Here is a 16331-nt window from a genome sequence, read left to right as displayed (position 1 = left end):
GGCTAGGGGGCTTCTTGTCCTTCCTTGAAAAAAGCAAGCAGCTCCGCAGTCATGCTCTGCACAGCATCCTCTTGGGGCATGCGGATAAAACGGCTGATCCGCTTCATTTCCGGCTCGAAAAATCGGATCAGCGCAAGCGTGGCCTGCTCGTCATTTTGCCGAACCAAGTCGAGCAGCCTCAGGAACTCATCATCTGACATAGCTGCTTTAGCGTCTTTTGCTTCCATTTATTCACCGCCTGCTGGCTCATGTTCAGCGCCTTGGCTACCTGCGCTTCCGTCTTGTCCTGCAAATACAGCTCACGAATAACCGTTCGGCCCAGCGGTGAGGGGAGCGCAGCAAGCAGCTGCTTCACAAGTATTTTCTGCTCCATCTGGTCGGAACCGCTATATGGCCGTACGGGATCATAGGTGAGCGAGCATTCATGCTTGCGCTGCTTTTTCGCCTGGTACTGGATGCGCCAGCCGATGCGGTAGAGTTCTTTTTTATAAAAATCAATAACCGTCCTCGCCTCATCCATCTGCTTAAGCCTCCTCTATCGCCATAATCATCTCATTTGTTAGGATAATTATAACAATTTTAGAGCTTTTTCAGCGGACATCTACCGGACAAATTGGGGACAGCGAACGGACCAACATGGATCATAAAAATAAGTACTACGAAAGTTAGAACTGTGGGAATGTTTAAATAAAGGTTATATTTACGCTAGAGAAGCCATTTGAAGGTTGATGAATAATTAGGTGGAATAAAAATTATGAAGCGTTTAGGTATATATTTTCTAGTTGTTAGCTTCAGTTATTTATGTGGAGTGTTTTCTTATAAAGCAGCTTATACTGTGCTTTCAATTTCTGAACGTAGCGAATATGATCTACTCTATACGGGAATCAACTTATTTTTTATTTTCTGTGTCGTTCCTGCTTATTTTTTAATCGTTCTCATCCTAAAGTCTGTGAATATCCAGTCTACTGCGGTTTACGCCTTATTATTGACCATTTTCGGGTTCATCCCCTCCATGCTCGTCCCTTTCATGGGCGGGTTCGGCTTTATTTTTCTAACGCCCGGCTACTATATTTCTGAGATGGCTATTCTGCTCTATGCCTTTTTCACGGGGACAGCCGTCTCCTTTTCCTTAGGAATAAAAATATTAAGGCATTACCCTACATTACTGAAATGAGTTGTGAACTTTCGCCATGAAAAAAATATTCGGTATATTTTTCCTATTATTAGGCCTCTGGGTCGCCGTCGCCTCGCTGAACCCGATTTATTTGTTGAATAGAGAAGGCAGAATAGCCAAGTCAATATCCAGGCAATATACAATTGATCAGCTCGATATGATCGGAAACCATGGTCAGTTGAATGGAAACGAGGTTGAAATTGTAACGAAGCCACGCGGAAATCGATACGAGCTGCAGGTGCTGCTGAACGATGCTCCTCTTATTGGGCCGATGAACGTTCCTGTCCATGAGAATGGAAAATTTTATGAGGGAGCTTGGATTGATGTGTTTCGCCTTCATAACAATGATGAGCGTGGACATAAGCAGGATCAAATAGCTATCGTACAAACGATGCCTGAGAAAAAATCATTCCATCTTGTCTATATCTCCCCCGACCAGCAAGTAACCGCTAGTTCGGTTGATATAGACAAGCATACAGATAATTATCTGGATATCACCCTGATCAAACGAAGCGGTTACTATGAAATGGGTTATAAATTAGCCGTCGTTCCCGTTACCGCTAACATTCTCGGATATGTGTTTCCTTGGTTTTTCGTCCTTATTGGCTGTATTCAAATGTTAATAGGCGTGATTTTACTGGTTAAAGCCCGTTCAGCCACTAAGCGCCAGCTTGCTACTGGTACTTCTTCGTCTCCTTGAAATACGCCAAATTGTTCACGATAAACAAAACTAACAGGATGAGGAACGGAAACAATTGAAAGCTGCTTAACGCGGAGTAGGCAAAGGTGACAAATACGAGCGCATACAGCGTATTGTTGATCATGTTGAAGGCGCGATATGACGCTTTATACACAATGAATTTCTCCGCCTCATCCAGCTTGTCCATATAGGCCTGCTTCGCTCCAAAAGGACGTCCGGTATCAAAAACCCGCTTCGGAAAATTGCGGTTAAACACTTTAAACAACAGCGATTGCAGCCGAATATGCGCCAGCACCAGCAATATCGAAATAATCAAAAGGGCGAGCACTGGCTTGCCGTGCAAGTCCTCAATGATCATCTGTGAAAGCAGCGTCATGCTTCCAACGATTGCCGTATACGTACCGAACGTGTTCAGCATCATGCTGGAGCTAAGCAGTTTCTCTCCCGCTTCCTTATCCTCCTCCTGGTTAAACTTCAGGCAGTACCTTACGCTCGCAGCCCAAGTTCCTACAGAAGCGACCAGAAACAGCATATGGATGATATCAAGGCGAAAAAGTCCCACCGATATCCCTTCGAAATTCAACTTCCCTGCATTCGACATGCCAAAATAACTAACTCCAAATCCTAATAGTCCACTAAGGACAAAAATAAGCACCCACTGCAGCTTCCGTGATTTCCCCTTGCTCATTGAAGTTCCTCCTCCTCATCATTCAATATGAAAATAAATTCCACAGGCTCCTTAAACAGCTTCGCCATCTTTAACGCTAGAACCACTGACGGGGAATAGTCGCCCCGTTCAATTAAGCTGATCGTTTGCCGAGAGACATCGATGGCTTCCGCCAGCTCCGTCTGGCTCATTCGAAAACGAGCCCGTAATTCGCGAACCCGATTATCGAGCTTCATACGGCCACCTCCATGCGTTTAATATACAGGATTCATGACATAATGTAAACTAAAGTTGTCAAAATAATAAATAAAACTTACACACCCTTCAACTTTTGAACATGCGGGCCTGCCTCCTCTCCAAAAAATGGTTGACGAATTCCCAAAACGAGGTATACTCATATATATCAAATAGATATATCGATTAGATACATTATAAACAAATTCAAATACCTGAATGGAAGTGAATCACGATGCTAGAAAACATAATATTGGGGCTGTTGATGGAGCAGCCAATGAGCGGCTATGACATGAAGAAGACGATTGACCATTCCGTCGGCATTTTCTATCGGGCGAGCTTTGGAAGCTTGTATCCCGCCTTAAAGCGTTTGGAGACTAAGCGCTGGGTTAGCGTATCGGCGGAGCTTGATCATAGCAAAAATAAAAAGCTCTACACACTGCTGCCAGAAGGCAAAGCGACCTTTCTCGCCTGGCTGGCGGAACCGATTCAGCTGTCGCGAAGCGAGCTGCTGCTCAAGGTTTTCTTTTTCGACTATTTGGATGAAGACACCCGCCAGCAGCGCCTTAGTGAATACCAGATGCGTTTAGGTCAGGAAATTGGCAGGCTGAAGGCCACCTCCGGCATTGTTGCTGGAGAGTTGAAGGAAGTTCCTAATCCGGAGAACTACTATTACCGAGTGTCCGTGCTGTCCTACGGACTCGACTATTTTCTAATGGAGCAGAAGTGGATTCAAGCGATTAAAGAGAGGAAGGATTTAAATGATGACCGCAACGAACACCAATCCCCTAAATAAACCCGCTTTTTCTGAAAAGAGACCTGTGCTCGCAATCCTTATTATCCAGCTGCTGCTGCTGTTTGCTGTCTCTGCTGCCGGAGCCTACGCCACCATTAAAGAACTGGCTTATACCGCACCTGTGCTGCTCTCTTTCATCCCTATTGCGCTTGCCTTGATCATCTACTTAACTTTGCGAAAAAAATGGGGCTTTGCCGGCTTTCGCCCGCTGTCTGCCATTCCGCAAGGCGGCTGGAAGTATTACCTTCCGCTCGTAGCTGTGCTGGTCGTAATTGGCACGAATGGGCTCAAGGCGCTTACACCGGGCGAAATTTATTTCTTCATCTTTTTCACCTTGCTTGTCGGCTTTGTAGAGGAGACGGTTTACCGCGGCCTTATTCTGAACATCCTGCTGCGCAAATCGGCTTCCACCGCGGTCATTGTGTCCAGCCTGCTGTTTGGTGTCACTCATATTTTGAACGCTTTATCGGGGCAAAATGCGGTAGATACGACGATTCAAATCGTTTACTCCTTGGCAGTCGGCCTTTCCCTTGCGTTATTAATGGTGAAAAATCGCAATATTGTGCCGCTGATTCTATTCCATTTTGTCCATAACCTGATTCAGTTTCTGGGCAACGATCGCAGCGCCATCGGTCCGGATCTGCTTATTATTGCAATCCTCGCGGCGCACTGCATATGGGTAGGCATGAGCCTCAGAAAAGGGAAAGCAGCAGCTTAACGCAACACCTTTTTGATATAGCTAGTTCTCTCCATGAGCTTGCAAAAATAAAGAGACTTCCGTAAGCAGCAGCTGCTTGAACAGAAGTCTCTTTATTGATTTGTATGCAACCGGACCGACTGTGTTCCCGAGTCAGTCCGCCCGCGCCTCCGGCTCATACTCGCCGTTTAATATGCGGTCGATGAACGCTCCCGGCTTTTTCCGCAGCTTCGCCCATGTCGCGTCCGGCAGCAGCATCAGCTCCTGATGCTCCACATCGTAGCTGGCGAATTTCTTATGTGCCGGCACCCAGACGAACATGCCTAGCGACGAATAATTGTCCATATCAACAAGTAAATTAAGCAGCTTGAGCCCCCCATATTCCAGTTCCGAGACGTCCAATACCGAACCAAATTCAATATAGGATACCTGCTCACAATCCGGCATTTCAACCCGGCTGCTCGTCTCTCCCAGGTCGCGTATAATGGCGGCGGGAAGGCCTGCTTTTTTCAATTGAGCCGCTCGGTTATCGAAATCATGCAGCTCCTTCGGCTCGTATGAATAGATGAGTTCCATCACTTCTTTATGCTTATAGCGCTTCGCATCGGTGTAAGCCCGCTCTCCATAGCTGTCCTTAATCGCCGGATCAGCACCTGCCTCCAGCAAATAACGAACGATTGGCAAATGCCCGATGCCGGCAGCTGCTTGCAGCGGTGTTCCGCCATACGGGCGCACCATGTCCGGCTCATTAAAATTAACAGGCGCTCCTGCCTCTACCAGCATCTTGACCAAATCCAGACGCCCGCCCGCCGCACCGCGCAAAGCAAGGCCGCCATGTAAGGCGACATCAATGCCAAGTGCCAGCAGCGCTTCTACCGCCTTAGCATTTTCCCAGCTGACGGCATGAGACAAGGCCGAGCTGCCCAGATGATTCACCGCATTAATATCCGCGCCCTGCTCCAGCAAAAACTCGAATACGGGGCGCTTGCCCTGTTTTGAAGCTGTAACGATAGCTGGATTGTTTGAATCATTCAAATCCATGCCTTCGGAAATAAGCGTTTCAATCGCTGCAATATTTCCACTCTTGCTAGCTTGCACCATACGCTCTTCCCATTCCGTTTCCATCAAAACTCCCCCGATTTCCCAAGCGTAAACGGCCGAAAGCCGTCCTCTGGCGGCAAAGCTACCGTTTCGCGATGAAATATAGAAAATGGATAAAAAATTCATTACTCCTCTCTCTATTTTACCCTTAAACGCCCCTACAAGTGAATATGACGCCGCTGCCCTTTGGTGTTAATGACCGTTTTACACTGCCGAAACATCCGAAACAGAAAAATACCGTTTCTCCAGACTATCGCTAGAAGAAACGGTATTTTGCGCTGCTTATTGAATTCAGCATTTATTCCGCACCTGCCGTGCCGGATTTTTTCCGCTTGCCCGTCAGCTGGAATTGCTCGATTTCCTTGCATATTTCATGCTGCCAATCTACATCCTTGCTCATTGAAGCAAGCAGCGACATATTCGCCAAATAAGCGGCTTCGCTGACATAATTCACGTTGAGCTGCTGGCATTGCTCCAGCTCTGCAGCTTCGCTTGGCGAAAGCGGTCTTTTTTTGCTTTGCAGCCATAGCTCCGCCATTCGCTGATGAAACGGGGTTACCACTTGCGACCACCACCCTATACGAGCCAGCGTACCCTTTTCAGCCGCAAAATATGCTTTGCACGTTTCTATCCTTCAGCCTTAACCCTCATGACGCGTACGCTGTCACCCGTTTTAATGCTGCCTTCGCATTCAACGGAACAGACAATTCCCCTGCGCTTGCGGGCGGCTGGAACGAATTTGCTGCGCAGCCCTGCATGTCCAATTGCCTCCTCGATGACCTTGCCGGGGGCGATGCACGGCAGATTTTCACCTTCACAAATTAAGCCTGTACCATCTGGAAACAGCAGTCTCGTCCCTACCGGAAGCTCCGTCAGCTTCTCGATGCCGCTAATAAGCAGGTTAGCCCCTAGCCACTGCGGTTTAATAAGCGGCAAGCCCATATTTTCCGCGATAATCGCACACTCTTCTGCCGACACAATACTGATCTGCCTGCGGTTTGCAATCATTGTACCGCGAGAATAAATTTTTTGCCGTGAGTCCGCTGGGCGAAGCAGTCCATAATGACGGTCGCCCGGAATCCCGCCTAGCTGCACTTCAATGCTTGGCACCTCGCGGGTTACGAAGCTCCCCTTCTCCTCCGCTAGCAAAACCTGCTTCACCACAACGCCAGCACCCATATGCACTCCCCCTTTTCACCAATTAGTATTTATATGTTTCGCTCGAATTAATCACCGTGTGGGTTCATTAGCAGGCCGGGCTTGTAAAGGAGCGGTTTCCACAGTTCTATTTGATCAAATCAATCATTATAAAGTTATTATATTTCATTTTTTCGTCTTTTTATTTCAGCCGTTTTGCGCCATTGTACTGCGCGGGTACGTGCTTTCTGCTAAACTAATATTAGGTATAGCGCTTTCATTTTACTTACTTTCCGGAATTTCCAGCTATTGACTAAGCGGTCATTCGATCGTATTATCGTTGATAAACCGCAGAAGTGTTGACGGCATCATTATTTGCATAAGATGGGGAGGAAGCGTACTTGCGTGTAGATTTTCATTTTTGCTTGAAAAATAAACCTGATTCGTTTACCCGTCTGCAGCCGCTGACGCCACTCTTCGGGAAAGGAGATTAACATGACGAACGCCGTTTCTTCCGTATGGGAAATCAGCTATTATGAGCTGACCATTCGCCTGCTGCTCGCAGTCGTGCTTGGCGGGCTTGTCGGCCTGGAGCGCGAATTCGGGGGCCATTCCGCAGGCTTCCGTACGCATATTCTCGTATCTCTAGGCTCTTCTACCGTCGTATTGCTATCCATGTACGGATTCGCTGCATTCGCGAACGAGCCTCGTGTTAGTCTCGATCCGGCAAGGCTCGCGGCGCAGGTCATCAGCGGCATCGGCTTCCTGGGAGCCGGCACCATTCTCCGCAAGGGCAATGGCATTTCGGGCCTGACAACGGCAGCTTCTTTGTGGGTTGTAGCAGCCATCGGTCTATCGGTTGGAGCTGGATTTTATGTTGCAGCAGCTATCTCTACTACATTGGCGGTGATATCTTTGTTTGTGTTCAACAAACTGGAAAAAACATTTTCACGGGCAAAACGCATTCATGAAATTAGATTTAAGCTGGCGAAGCACTCTTCCGGCTTGCAGGACATAGTCGCCACCTTCCATGAGCACGGCATGAAAATTCATAAGCTGACCATACTGGATGATGACGATGACTCCTCCGAGCAAATGGGCGGTTCGAAGACGATGAATGTTATTATTCAGGTGAAATTCAAAGGAACAAGCCTTTTCAGCGATCTAACGCTCGTCATGGCCTCCATGGATGGCGTTCGGGGCATGGAAATTAGCGGTGAACCGCTTTAATTATAGTTGGCAAGCCCGTTATAAACCAAGCTTAAGCTAAATTTCTTTACAATTATGATCATTAACCAAAAAGAAGCAATTCCGAGTATTAACCTCTCGGGATTGCTTCTTCTTTTATTGCGTCCTCATCATTTTAATGACAGTGATCATTGACAGCATGATAACGGGAATGAGAACAGCTACAGCCTTATTAGCACCATCCAACAGTAACCAAGTACTAATACCTAACAATAGGAATAAAACTGCTAAAATCCAATAACCCGTATGTGTTATCTTACTTTTTGACTTTTTCCTTATTATGAATGTGATCAAAAGAAATATAACAACATAAAAGAAGAGGAACCCATAAATTAGAATATTGCCCAATATCATATATCACGCAACTTTCTAGTTAGACGTAGATTCAAAGTAAGGGACCGGGAGCGCCCTTAGCTCTCGAGATTCGCGGATATGGCTGATGCCCTCCTGGCACATGCCGTACGGCTGCCATGGGCAGTCCGAGCATAGGCGGTTAATATCGTCAGGCACAATGCGGCTTGCGACTGACTCGCACACATCGGACCATTTTGCCACACTGCCTATCGTTAAACCAACTTCCTTCAAAATGGCTTGGTCCTTCTGGTAGACGCTCGTATTCTGGCAATGGGACGGCTTATCCGTCGGGAACGCCTTGCAAATATCGTCAGGCCCGTCAATAATTTCGATGACCGTATCCGGCTGCTGACGCAGCTGCTCATAAACGGCTGTCATATTGACGCAGAAGCCCTCCGAGTAGCCCTTGCCTCGATAACCGAGCAGACAAAATAAATGATGGCCCCGCAAACGAATGTTCATGACACTTCCTCCCGCTTCTCGCTTTCACTGTTAACCAAATTATATCACGAAGGTTAACATACTTGCGAGCAACAAGCGGCGAGTGTACAGGACGTACTAGGTGAAGCGGTATTCAAAAATTTGTCCGCTGGGGCGAAACCCAATATTGCGATACGCTTTATTTGCGGCAGGATTTTGCACTTCCGCATACAGCATCGGCTCTAGCCCCCCTGCCACAATAATGGCGCTCACCTCTGCAACCAATGCACTGGCAAATCCGTGATTTCTCGCATCCGGCTCCGTATAAACCGCATTAATTCTAGCATGCCTTGCCGTCCGATGGGCTATCGCTGCCATGGATACAAGCTTCTCCGCCTCCACCCACACATATAATTCACCCGATTCTACCATTTCCGCAGCAGCCGGAATTTGGCTAGCTACCTCCACCTGCTGGCCGTATGCCTCCTGTGTGAACGCAGCGATGAAGCCAGCCACCGTCTTAATATCTTCCGCTCTCGCTTTCCTTATGGCCCCCGCGATGCCTGAAGGCTGCCGTACAACTGGGCACCGATAAGCCTCCAGCTTTATATGCAGACGCTGGCTCTGCCCTGTTAACGGCGGATACACTCTGGCGAAAAGTCCGGCCAGCTCTGGGCTGCCCGATATCCCCGTCACCTCGATGCCTTCTCTATACAGCTGCCCCGCCAGATTTCGAGCCATTTTCTCACGAACCGCGTCCGGCAGCCCGGGCGCCATCCACAGCCAGCCGCTATTGCCGGGTGTTTTTGCAAAAATCAACGTATCATCCGCCGTCTTCCAGCAGAGCTTCGTCTCCGAATCACAAACTCGGTAAATGATATTATAGGCGACTTCATCGGCGAGGAATGAAGCCTGCTCCAGCACCGTATCATCGCCTTCAAACCTTTCCAGCATCAGCCTCTTCTCCTCTTTATAAAATCACTTTATTGCTTCGTTTTTGCCAGCAAATCAATCAATTCTGGCAGCCAACCATCTATGTGCTTAAATGCAAATCCTGCCGATTCCGCCTTGCTTGTATCCATATACCATGAAGCCGGCACTCCAAATGGCGACTGATGTTGTTCGGATGCTTTTTCAACAATTTTTGCACGTTTACCCACATTTATTTCAATAAGCGACATGATTTGATTCAAGCCGACTTTTCCTTGAGAGCAAGCATTAATCGGCCCTATAAGCTCAGATTTACCAAGCCAATCAAGGAATTCAGCCGCTTCATTTGAGTGAATGAACGAAAGCTTCGCTGCGGGAGCAGGCATGCCAATCGCTATTTCTTTTTGCACATGTTCAATATGGAAGTGCAGCCGGCGGGTGTAATCATCCGGCCCGAGGACGATCGGAAAGCGAACCGCTGCTACCGGAAACGGCGCCTCTTGCATAAAAACCGCCTCAACTAGCCGTTTTCCGTCGGCATAACTGAGGGAGGAGAATGTATCTGGCTCGGGCAACTCGCAAGTATAAGGATCAAAAACCTGCTCCGTGAGCGGTTCCTCACCGAATGGATATACGCTCATCGAAGAAGTGACGATATATTTGCTCGTGCGACCACTAAATAGGTGAACGGCCTCCCGCGCTTCCTTAGGCGAGAAGCAAATATTGTCGTAGATGACGTCGAAGCTTGACCCGCCAACAGCTTCAGCTAATGCGGCCGCGTCAGTTCGGTCGACACATATGCGTTTTACCATGTCGCCAAAAGGGTCAGGCTTAATGCCGCGAGTAACGATCGTCACTTCCGCCTGCTGATCAATAAGCCGCTGCACAAGCTTTTTTCCGAAAAACTGCGTTCCTCCCAGAATCAATACCTTCACCATCCGTACCTCCACGCTTTGAATTTTTGTATAGTTCCTGTATTGTAACATTATCGCAAATGCTACAGTTAGAAATATAAGGAAATTCTAATTCATTCGCTTTATTCAGGAGGTTACGATGAAAACGCTGCTTGTAGTCGACGACGATCCCCATATTCGCACGCTGCTGAGGCACTTTATGACGAAAGAAGGCTATCGCGTCGTTGAGGCAAAAGAGGGAGAGGATGCTTTGCATAAGCTAAAGGAGCATTCGGTAGATCTTGCGATACTAGATGTCATGATGCCGCGGATGGATGGACTAGAGCTGTGCGGGTACATTCGGACGAATTATGATATTCCTATTATTTTGCTGACGGCGCGGGAACAGCTGACCGATAAGGAGCAGGGTTATTTGCGCGGCACTGACGATTATGTCACCAAGCCGTTTGAACCAGAGGAGCTGCTGTTTCGCATCAAGGCGCTGTTTCGCCGTTATTCCATTTCCTCCAGTGACAAAATCCAGCTCGGCCGCCTCACCATTGACCGTAGAAACTACGAGATTGCCGATGGCGATGCGATGCTGCTGCTGCCGCTTAAGGAGTTTGAGCTGCTGGCGCAGCTTGCCGAATACCCAGGACGGCTGTTTTCCCGCGAGGAGCTTATACGGCTCGTATGGGCGGCGGATTATGAAGGGGATGAACGGACGGTGGATGTGCATATAAAACGGCTGCGGCAGCGTTTTGCCGCTCATGATCAAGATTTTCGCATTACGACCGTGCGGGGCATCGGTTATAAGATCGAGGCGGCAGCGCCATGAAGTCGCTATACTCCAGAGTATTTCTAGTGGCAATGGCGGCGATTATTGGCAGCAGCCTGCTCGGGTTTCTGGTCTCCAATCTTTATTATCATAACAAGCTCAAGCCCTATAACGATGCCAAGCTGACGAGCATCGCCCTGCAAATGCAGCAGTTCGCTGAAGCCCAGCCGGAGCTGGCCACCGCTTACTTTGCCAATGCAGCCGAGCTCGGCTATGAGATATTGCTGGCGGACGGTCAGGAAGAGGAGCTTTTTTTCGGGCGTGCCTTTCGTGAAAAAGAGCTGGCGGATGACGTGCTGAGCAGCGTACTTGCCGGCGGGCAATACCACGGCATCGCAGAGTTTCCCAATCAGCCTTTCATTACGGGCTTTTTCGATAACACGCTCAGCAATACGGTTGGCGTTCCGCTGCAATTGGACGGCAAGCAGTACGCCCTGTTCATACGCCCGGATGTCATTTTGCAATTTGGCGAGCTGCGCAGCTTCTTCGCGATGATCGGACTGCTGACCGTCGCCTTCAGCCTGCTCTGCTTCCTGCTCAGCACCCGCTATTTGGTCAAGCCCGTCACGAGGCTGACGGAAGCAACGAAGCGAATTGCCCAAGGACACTATGCCTTGTCCCTAAATACGAATCGGCGGGATGAAATCGGGCAGCTCGCCGCCCATTTTACAACCATGAGCCAGGAGCTGGAGCGGGTAGAGCAAGCGCGGCAGGAGTTCGTCGCCAACGTCTCGCACGAAATCCAGTCGCCGCTTACCTCCATACAAGGCTTTGCCCAAGCTTTGGCGGAGAAGGATGTGCCAGCTGGGGAACGCACCCATTACGCCGCTATCATTGGCGAGGAAAGCCGCCGCCTTGCGGCACTCACCAAGGAGCTGCTGCTGCTCTCCTCGCTGGACCAGGCAGCGGATGTGCTTCAGCGCAAGCCCTTCATTCTGCGTACTCAGCTGCGACAGGTTGCGCAAGTGATGGAGTGGCAGCTGACGGAGAAGGAGCTTGCGCTCAAGATCGCTGTCCCCAGCTCTCTCATGCTCGATGGCGATGAAATGCTGCTTAATCAGGTGTGGATGAATCTGCTGTCCAATGCTGTAAAATACACGCCGGCAGGAAGGGCGATTGAGATTGAAGCCAAGCTTGAGCGAGGATGCTGTGTCATTCGGGTCACCGACACGGGAGATGGCATCAGCAAGGAGCAGCTGCCGTTTTTGTTCGATCGCTTCTACCGCGCCGATCGGGCCAGAGAACGAGGGATCGGTGGAGACTCTGGCCCGCACGACCGTCCAGATTACTCGGTCGACTCGGGCGGCTCTGGGCTAGGGCTCGCCATTACCCAAAAGATCGTCCACCTGCATAACGGGACGATTGAGGCTGCAAGCGAGCCCGGTCTAGGCACGACCTTCACCGTGACACTTCCCCAACCCTAACTTATCGTTTTATGGTTATCCTCATTTGTAATTTGCCGTTCATACGCCGTTCATTTTCACTTTCTACACTTGTGGCATCACAAGTAGGAGGGATGAGAATGTATTTGGCTCTTAGAGAAATGCGTTTTGCCAAAACCCGTTATTTGCTCATTATGGCGATTATGCTGCTCGTTTCCTTTCTGGTCCTGTTCGTAACCGGACTTGCGGGCGGGCTCGCTTATGCGAATGCCTCTGCGGTTGAAAATATGCCTGCTACCCATTTCCTTATGCAGCAGGACGCGAGCCAGCGCTTCGCCCGCTCCATCGTTGGGGAGAAGGAGCTTAACACCGCCCGTTCGGTCGTTGGCGACGCGAATGCCCAGCGGCTTGGCGTGCAGATGACGACGGTAACCGGCGGAACAGACGGGATGAAAACAGACATTACGTTATTTGGTGTGGACATGGGCAGCTGGCTCGCTCCGACGGTCGTCTCCGGCTCAGCCGTCACAAACACGGGAGCCGGGGAAGTTGTCGTAGACCGCAAGCTGGCGGAGGAAGGCATTACCGTCGGCAGCTTGCTGCATGACCAAACGACGGGACTCACGTGGACCGTTAGCGGCTTTACGGAAAATCAGTCGTTCAGCCATACGCCTGCCGTATTTATGAACCTGCGCGACTGGCAGCAGCTGAAGCAGCAAATGGCAGGCCGGGCTGCGGCTGATCCCTCATTTGCCGCTCCCTTCAACGCCATCGCCATTCAAGCAACGGATGCAGAAGCGGAGCTGCTTTCACAGCAGCTTGAAGGTACGGAAATGATTACGAATAAACAAGCGGTAGCCAGCATTCCCGGCTACAAGGAAGAGCAAGGCTCGCTAATGATGATGATCGGCTTCCTGTTCGTCATTTCCGCTTTCGTGCTTGCCGTCTTCTTCTACGTCATTACCATTCAGAAGACAGGCCAATTCGGCATCCTTAAAGCAATTGGCACCAAAACCATCTATTTAGCCCGCAGCGTTGTGACTCAAGCACTTGTCCTCGCTGTCGCAAGCTTAGCCGTAAGCTGCATGCTGGTCGCGGTCATGCAGGCGGCGCTGCCTGCTTCCATGCCATTTCAGCTATCGCCAGTGACAATCGGCTATACTTGCCTGCTGTTTATCGCCATGTCGCTGCTTGGCTCGCTTGTTTCAGTCCTTCAAGTGACGCGAACCGATGCGCTTGATGCGATAGGGAGGGCTGCAGGATGACAACGACAAAGCTTATGCTGAATGAAATTACACGGGTTTATCATGATGGCGATACCGAGCTGACCGTGCTGGATAAGCTATCGCTTGAAGTAAAGGCGGGAGAGCTCGTCGCGGTTATGGGGCCTTCCGGCTCAGGCAAAAGCACCTTTCTATCCATCGCAGGGGCGCTTCTGACGCCGACAAGCGGCGAGGTGCTCATCGACGGCGAATCGCTTGCCGGCAAAAACGGGCAGCAGCTCAGCAAGCTGCGGCTGCATAACATCGGTTTTATTTTTCAAAGCGCTAATTTGCTTCCATATTTGAAGGTGGAGGAGCAGCTTATGCTCGTCGCCAAGCTGGCTGATAGGGATAAACGAGGGGCTCAGGTACGATCAGCGATACTGCTGGAGCGTCTGGGATTGCTGCATCGGCGGTCAGCCTATCCGAATCAGCTCTCTGGCGGAGAAAAACAGCGTGTTGCCATTGCGCGTGCCTGGATGAATGACCCGGCTATTTTATTTGCCGATGAGCCGACGGCGAGCCTGGATGCGAGCCGTGGACAAGATGTTGTGGCGATGCTCGCCCGTGAGGTGAAAACACATGGAAAAGCCGCCGTTATGGTTACCCATGATGAGCGTGTACTGCATTTATGTGACCGCATTTTACATTTGAAAAATGGCGTATTAGTCACCGCTTAAGCTGTGGCATAATGACCATATGACCGCTGTATGAGCTGGATTTAAGCCCGCAGCCCTAACCGCCCTGCCCAAGAACAGCCCCTCCGGCGGACGGCTGCTCCTATCCTTTTTGGTATAATTTTCTTATAGCTGTGCTTCGTACCGAAAGGATGATAAGATGATCGCCAAGATTGGAGATATTTATGTTGTATATGAAGAGCGGCTTCAGCAATATGCCGCCTGTCAGGTTATTAGGATAAAAGAGCAAGCTTCGAGCCGTCACAAAGTTTTGGCCGCCGTCCTGGAACTGGATTGGCACAGCGACCAGCTGCCGACTGAGGACGAGCTTCAGCATATAAAGCCACTCGTATGCAATTATTATTTTTGGAACGACCGCTGGGATTACAGCTTTGTGGACGCCAATGTGCCCAAGCATTATCGCTTGGTCGGCAATATTCCTCCGCTTATTGAAGCGGAATGCAATAGCTATGCCAGCTGGAGGACGGGAGGCAGCTTATATCGCCAGCTCCAGTGGGAGGCGATTCCAGCTGAGCTTCGCGCCCGTTTTAAAGCAGCAGCGGGCTCCGACGAACAGGTGAACATTGCCGGATTTCCGGCAAAGCTGTCAACAAGCACGATACGCCAAGGAGCGCTGGAGCAGCTGGAGGATTGGTCGGAGCTGCATAAGCTGCCCTGCTTAACTGCGATTCATACCTCGCACCCGTATAAGCCGGAACTGATCGACTATTTGCGAGACACACCGTTTATAACTGAGCTGAGCTTGGACGATCCCCGCGCTACAGAGCTGGATTTCACAGGCACGAGCTTAAACCGCCTTATTTTAAAGGCTGATGATGTAGAATCGCTAACGCTTCCTAAAGGGCTGAGCCAGCTTTCCTTGGTCGGCACCGTTTCCGAGAAGCTGCGTATTTACGCGGAGCATGATGGCAAGGAGCTTCTGCTCATGGTGGATAAACAAGCGACAAGCCATTACGGACTGAGCCAGTTAGGGGCACTGAATATTCGCGGAGTGGCGGACATCGATTTGGCCGAGCTCGCCGGGCAGTTTCCTCATTTGCACGAGCTGCGGATTTGGGGAGCGCCAGGGTACGCTGCCAACATGGGCAAAATCGTCAAGCTGATAGGCCTGCACACCTTTACAACCTATGATCTATTCGGCTTCACCGGCGAGGAGTTTCCGCTGCCAGATACGCTGCCGCAGCTCAGCATGCTATGGCTGGACAGTCTTCCGGCTGATGCCGCCAAGACGATCAAAGCCCGCTACAAAAAAGCGGCTGCCAATGGTCTTGATCTATCCGTCACCAAGCCCCGCAAGCCCGAATGGATGGCTGAAAATTTGACCAATCCGTTTCGCGACTGGGACGGCCGCGAGCATATTACGAGCACCAACGCCAAAAAAGCGATGAATCTCTATAAAAAAATGCTGGGCGAGCTTGGGACGCTGGAGAAGCAAGCCGCTGCCGGCATGAATGCCGCGGAAGTGCACGCTGCTCTGGCGGCGCTCGTGACGGATTTTACAGCTACGCTCAATAAAATGGGCAGCCGCAGCGGCTTCATTGAGACGATTGAGCGCGAGGAAATTTACGAGGTGCTGCACGATCTGTTGAAAAATACGAAGCTGAACCTCGCCGAATCCGGCATCAAGGTGGATTTGGACAAGCTGATCGACATTTTTGACGCTGAGCGGGATTTTTAAATCGCAGATCCAGCGTATGCTGGACACGAAAAACCGCCTGCCTCCGGGATTCCGGGGAGCGGGCGGTTTTTCATTATTCGCATTTTCAGAGCCTGTATTTAGCCAGTATTTAGTCTGTTTTC

The 16331-nt window shown here is 50.0% G+C and carries 20 protein-coding genes; 10 read left to right on the top strand and 10 right to left on the bottom strand.

Annotated elements, in window-relative coordinates; translation table 11 throughout:
* Nucleotides 1–2: 2 nt before the first annotated feature.
* Nucleotides 3–200, bottom strand: coding sequence for a hypothetical protein (locus AC50X8_RS18915; protein WP_056036431.1), 198 nt, complete (start codon nt 198–200; stop codon nt 3–5).
* Nucleotides 179–520: a sigma-70 RNA polymerase sigma factor region 4 domain-containing protein gene (locus AC50X8_RS18910; protein WP_056036428.1), complete on the bottom strand. Its 342-nt coding sequence runs from the start codon at nt 518–520 to the stop codon at nt 179–181. Before AC50X8_RS18910 ends, AC50X8_RS18915 begins: the two co-directional genes overlap by 22 nt.
* Nucleotides 521–754: 234 nt before the next feature.
* On the opposite strand from AC50X8_RS18910, the gene AC50X8_RS18905 reads away from it, so the two are divergent.
* Together AC50X8_RS18905 and AC50X8_RS18900 are read left to right on the top strand one after the other, a co-directional pair.
* The gene (locus AC50X8_RS18905) at nt 755–1174 is read left to right on the top strand and encodes a hypothetical protein (RefSeq protein ID WP_494861250.1); all 420 of its coding nucleotides are present in this window, start codon (nt 755–757) and stop codon (nt 1172–1174) included.
* A gap of 16 nt (nt 1175–1190) precedes the next feature.
* The gene (locus tag AC50X8_RS18900) at nt 1191–1874 is read left to right on the top strand and encodes a hypothetical protein (protein WP_056036424.1); all 684 of its coding nucleotides are present in this window, start codon (nt 1191–1193) and stop codon (nt 1872–1874) included.
* On the opposite strand, the gene AC50X8_RS18895 is transcribed toward AC50X8_RS18900, so the two are convergent.
* Complete coding sequence (locus tag AC50X8_RS18895; protein ID WP_056036422.1) at nt 1849–2562, bottom strand: DUF3169 family protein; 714 nt, start codon at nt 2560–2562, stop codon at nt 1849–1851. The two genes, AC50X8_RS18900 and AC50X8_RS18895, sit on opposite strands and share 26 nt — an antisense overlap.
* On the bottom strand, nt 2559–2777 hold the full coding sequence (locus AC50X8_RS18890; RefSeq protein ID WP_056036420.1) for a helix-turn-helix transcriptional regulator: 219 nt from the start codon (nt 2775–2777) through the stop codon (nt 2559–2561). Before AC50X8_RS18890 ends, AC50X8_RS18895 begins: the two co-directional genes overlap by 4 nt.
* 233 nt (nt 2778–3010) lie before the next feature.
* Here AC50X8_RS18890 and AC50X8_RS18885 point away from each other — a divergent pair, with 233 nt between their 5' ends.
* Together AC50X8_RS18885 and AC50X8_RS18880 are read left to right on the top strand one after the other, a co-directional pair.
* Entirely contained in the window at nt 3011–3571 is a 561-nt protein-coding gene (locus tag AC50X8_RS18885) for a helix-turn-helix transcriptional regulator (RefSeq protein WP_494880895.1), read from the top strand.
* Complete coding sequence (locus tag AC50X8_RS18880; RefSeq protein WP_494880893.1) at nt 3537–4289, top strand: CPBP family intramembrane glutamic endopeptidase; 753 nt, start codon at nt 3537–3539, stop codon at nt 4287–4289. Before AC50X8_RS18885 ends, AC50X8_RS18880 begins: the two co-directional genes overlap by 35 nt.
* A 132-nt stretch (nt 4290–4421) precedes the next feature.
* Here the strand turns inward: AC50X8_RS18880 and AC50X8_RS18875 are convergent, their stop codons facing one another.
* The 3 genes from AC50X8_RS18875 to AC50X8_RS18865 form a co-directional block, all read right to left on the bottom strand.
* The gene (locus tag AC50X8_RS18875; protein ID WP_494880891.1) at nt 4422–5393 is read right to left on the bottom strand and encodes an ankyrin repeat domain-containing protein; all 972 of its coding nucleotides are present in this window, start codon (nt 5391–5393) and stop codon (nt 4422–4424) included.
* 274 nt (nt 5394–5667) lie between these two features.
* Entirely contained in the window at nt 5668–5931 is a 264-nt protein-coding gene (locus AC50X8_RS18870; protein WP_235533177.1) for a DUF7667 family protein, read from the bottom strand.
* 65 nt (nt 5932–5996) lie between these two features.
* The gene (locus AC50X8_RS18865; protein WP_494880889.1) at nt 5997–6548 is read right to left on the bottom strand and encodes an MOSC domain-containing protein; all 552 of its coding nucleotides are present in this window, start codon (nt 6546–6548) and stop codon (nt 5997–5999) included.
* Nucleotides 6549–7001: 453 nt separating this feature from the next.
* Between AC50X8_RS18865 and AC50X8_RS18860 the strand changes: the two genes are divergently transcribed.
* Complete coding sequence (locus AC50X8_RS18860) at nt 7002–7736, top strand: MgtC/SapB family protein (protein WP_056036414.1); 735 nt, start codon at nt 7002–7004, stop codon at nt 7734–7736.
* A gap of 387 nt (nt 7737–8123) precedes the next feature.
* On the opposite strand, the gene AC50X8_RS18855 is transcribed toward AC50X8_RS18860, so the two are convergent.
* The 3 genes from AC50X8_RS18855 to AC50X8_RS18845 all read right to left on the bottom strand — a co-directional run bounded on the left by AC50X8_RS18855 (nt 8124) and on the right by AC50X8_RS18845 (nt 10396).
* Nucleotides 8124–8570: a DUF1284 domain-containing protein gene (locus tag AC50X8_RS18855; RefSeq protein ID WP_056036412.1), complete on the bottom strand. Its 447-nt coding sequence runs from the start codon at nt 8568–8570 to the stop codon at nt 8124–8126.
* 96 nt (nt 8571–8666) lie between these two features.
* Nucleotides 8667–9482: a GNAT family N-acetyltransferase gene (locus AC50X8_RS18850; RefSeq protein WP_056036410.1), complete on the bottom strand. Its 816-nt coding sequence runs from the start codon at nt 9480–9482 to the stop codon at nt 8667–8669.
* 29 nt (nt 9483–9511) lie between these two features.
* Nucleotides 9512–10396, bottom strand: a complete 885-nt coding sequence (locus AC50X8_RS18845; protein WP_494880886.1) for an NAD-dependent epimerase/dehydratase family protein — start codon at nt 10394–10396, stop codon at nt 9512–9514.
* A gap of 115 nt (nt 10397–10511) precedes the next feature.
* Here AC50X8_RS18845 and AC50X8_RS18840 point away from each other — a divergent pair, with 115 nt between their 5' ends.
* The 5 genes from AC50X8_RS18840 (at nt 10512) to AC50X8_RS18820 (ending at nt 16209) form a co-directional block, all read left to right on the top strand.
* Complete coding sequence (locus AC50X8_RS18840) at nt 10512–11189, top strand: response regulator transcription factor (protein WP_494861268.1); 678 nt, start codon at nt 10512–10514, stop codon at nt 11187–11189.
* Complete coding sequence (locus tag AC50X8_RS18835) at nt 11186–12613, top strand: sensor histidine kinase (RefSeq protein WP_056036403.1); 1428 nt, start codon at nt 11186–11188, stop codon at nt 12611–12613. Before AC50X8_RS18840 ends, AC50X8_RS18835 begins: the two co-directional genes overlap by 4 nt.
* A gap of 98 nt (nt 12614–12711) precedes the next feature.
* Nucleotides 12712–13836, top strand: a complete 1125-nt coding sequence (locus AC50X8_RS18830) for an ABC transporter permease (protein WP_494880884.1) — start codon at nt 12712–12714, stop codon at nt 13834–13836.
* Nucleotides 13833–14513, top strand: a complete 681-nt coding sequence (locus AC50X8_RS18825; RefSeq protein WP_056036399.1) for an ABC transporter ATP-binding protein — start codon at nt 13833–13835, stop codon at nt 14511–14513. The genes AC50X8_RS18830 and AC50X8_RS18825 overlap by 4 nt, the downstream gene beginning before the upstream one ends.
* Before the next feature lie 157 nt (nt 14514–14670).
* The gene (locus AC50X8_RS18820) at nt 14671–16209 is read left to right on the top strand and encodes a hypothetical protein (protein WP_494880882.1); all 1539 of its coding nucleotides are present in this window, start codon (nt 14671–14673) and stop codon (nt 16207–16209) included.
* Nucleotides 16210–16331 lie beyond the last annotated feature (122 nt).

Source organism: Paenibacillus sp. JT22N15 (assembly GCF_059383755.1).
Note: the sequence above shows the minus strand (reverse complement) of the source record. Positions and strands in the feature narration are given on the sequence as shown.

Excerpts from the sequence above, each read along its gene's own strand:
- AC50X8_RS18885 (WP_494880895.1), top strand. The coding sequence starts at position 3,011 with ATGCTAGAAAACATAATATTGGGGCTGTTGATGGAGCAGCCAATGAGC.
- AC50X8_RS18915 (WP_056036431.1), bottom strand. The coding sequence starts at position 200 with ATGTCAGATGATGAGTTCCTGAGGCTGCTCGACTTGGTTCGGCAAAAT.
- AC50X8_RS18855 (WP_056036412.1), bottom strand. The coding sequence starts at position 8,570 with ATGAACATTCGTTTGCGGGGCCATCATTTATTTTGTCTGCTCGGTTAT.
- AC50X8_RS18880 (WP_494880893.1), top strand. The coding sequence starts at position 3,537 with ATGATGACCGCAACGAACACCAATCCCCTAAATAAACCCGCTTTTTCT.
- AC50X8_RS18835 (WP_056036403.1), top strand. The coding sequence starts at position 11,186 with ATGAAGTCGCTATACTCCAGAGTATTTCTAGTGGCAATGGCGGCGATT.
- AC50X8_RS18905 (WP_494861250.1), top strand. The coding sequence starts at position 755 with ATGAAGCGTTTAGGTATATATTTTCTAGTTGTTAGCTTCAGTTATTTA.
- AC50X8_RS18830 (WP_494880884.1), top strand. The coding sequence starts at position 12,712 with ATGTATTTGGCTCTTAGAGAAATGCGTTTTGCCAAAACCCGTTATTTG.
- AC50X8_RS18845 (WP_494880886.1), bottom strand. The coding sequence starts at position 10,396 with ATGGTGAAGGTATTGATTCTGGGAGGAACGCAGTTTTTCGGAAAAAAG.
- AC50X8_RS18850 (WP_056036410.1), bottom strand. The coding sequence starts at position 9,482 with ATGCTGGAAAGGTTTGAAGGCGATGATACGGTGCTGGAGCAGGCTTCA.
- AC50X8_RS18860 (WP_056036414.1), top strand. The coding sequence starts at position 7,002 with ATGACGAACGCCGTTTCTTCCGTATGGGAAATCAGCTATTATGAGCTG.
- AC50X8_RS18910 (WP_056036428.1), bottom strand. The coding sequence starts at position 520 with ATGGATGAGGCGAGGACGGTTATTGATTTTTATAAAAAAGAACTCTAC.
- AC50X8_RS18890 (WP_056036420.1), bottom strand. The coding sequence starts at position 2,777 with ATGAAGCTCGATAATCGGGTTCGCGAATTACGGGCTCGTTTTCGAATG.
- AC50X8_RS18840 (WP_494861268.1), top strand. The coding sequence starts at position 10,512 with ATGAAAACGCTGCTTGTAGTCGACGACGATCCCCATATTCGCACGCTG.
- AC50X8_RS18820 (WP_494880882.1), top strand. The coding sequence starts at position 14,671 with ATGATCGCCAAGATTGGAGATATTTATGTTGTATATGAAGAGCGGCTT.
- AC50X8_RS18900 (WP_056036424.1), top strand. The coding sequence starts at position 1,191 with ATGAAAAAAATATTCGGTATATTTTTCCTATTATTAGGCCTCTGGGTC.
- AC50X8_RS18865 (WP_494880889.1), bottom strand. The coding sequence starts at position 6,548 with ATGGGTGCTGGCGTTGTGGTGAAGCAGGTTTTGCTAGCGGAGGAGAAG.
- AC50X8_RS18875 (WP_494880891.1), bottom strand. The coding sequence starts at position 5,393 with ATGGAAACGGAATGGGAAGAGCGTATGGTGCAAGCTAGCAAGAGTGGA.
- AC50X8_RS18825 (WP_056036399.1), top strand. The coding sequence starts at position 13,833 with ATGACAACGACAAAGCTTATGCTGAATGAAATTACACGGGTTTATCAT.
- AC50X8_RS18895 (WP_056036422.1), bottom strand. The coding sequence starts at position 2,562 with ATGAGCAAGGGGAAATCACGGAAGCTGCAGTGGGTGCTTATTTTTGTC.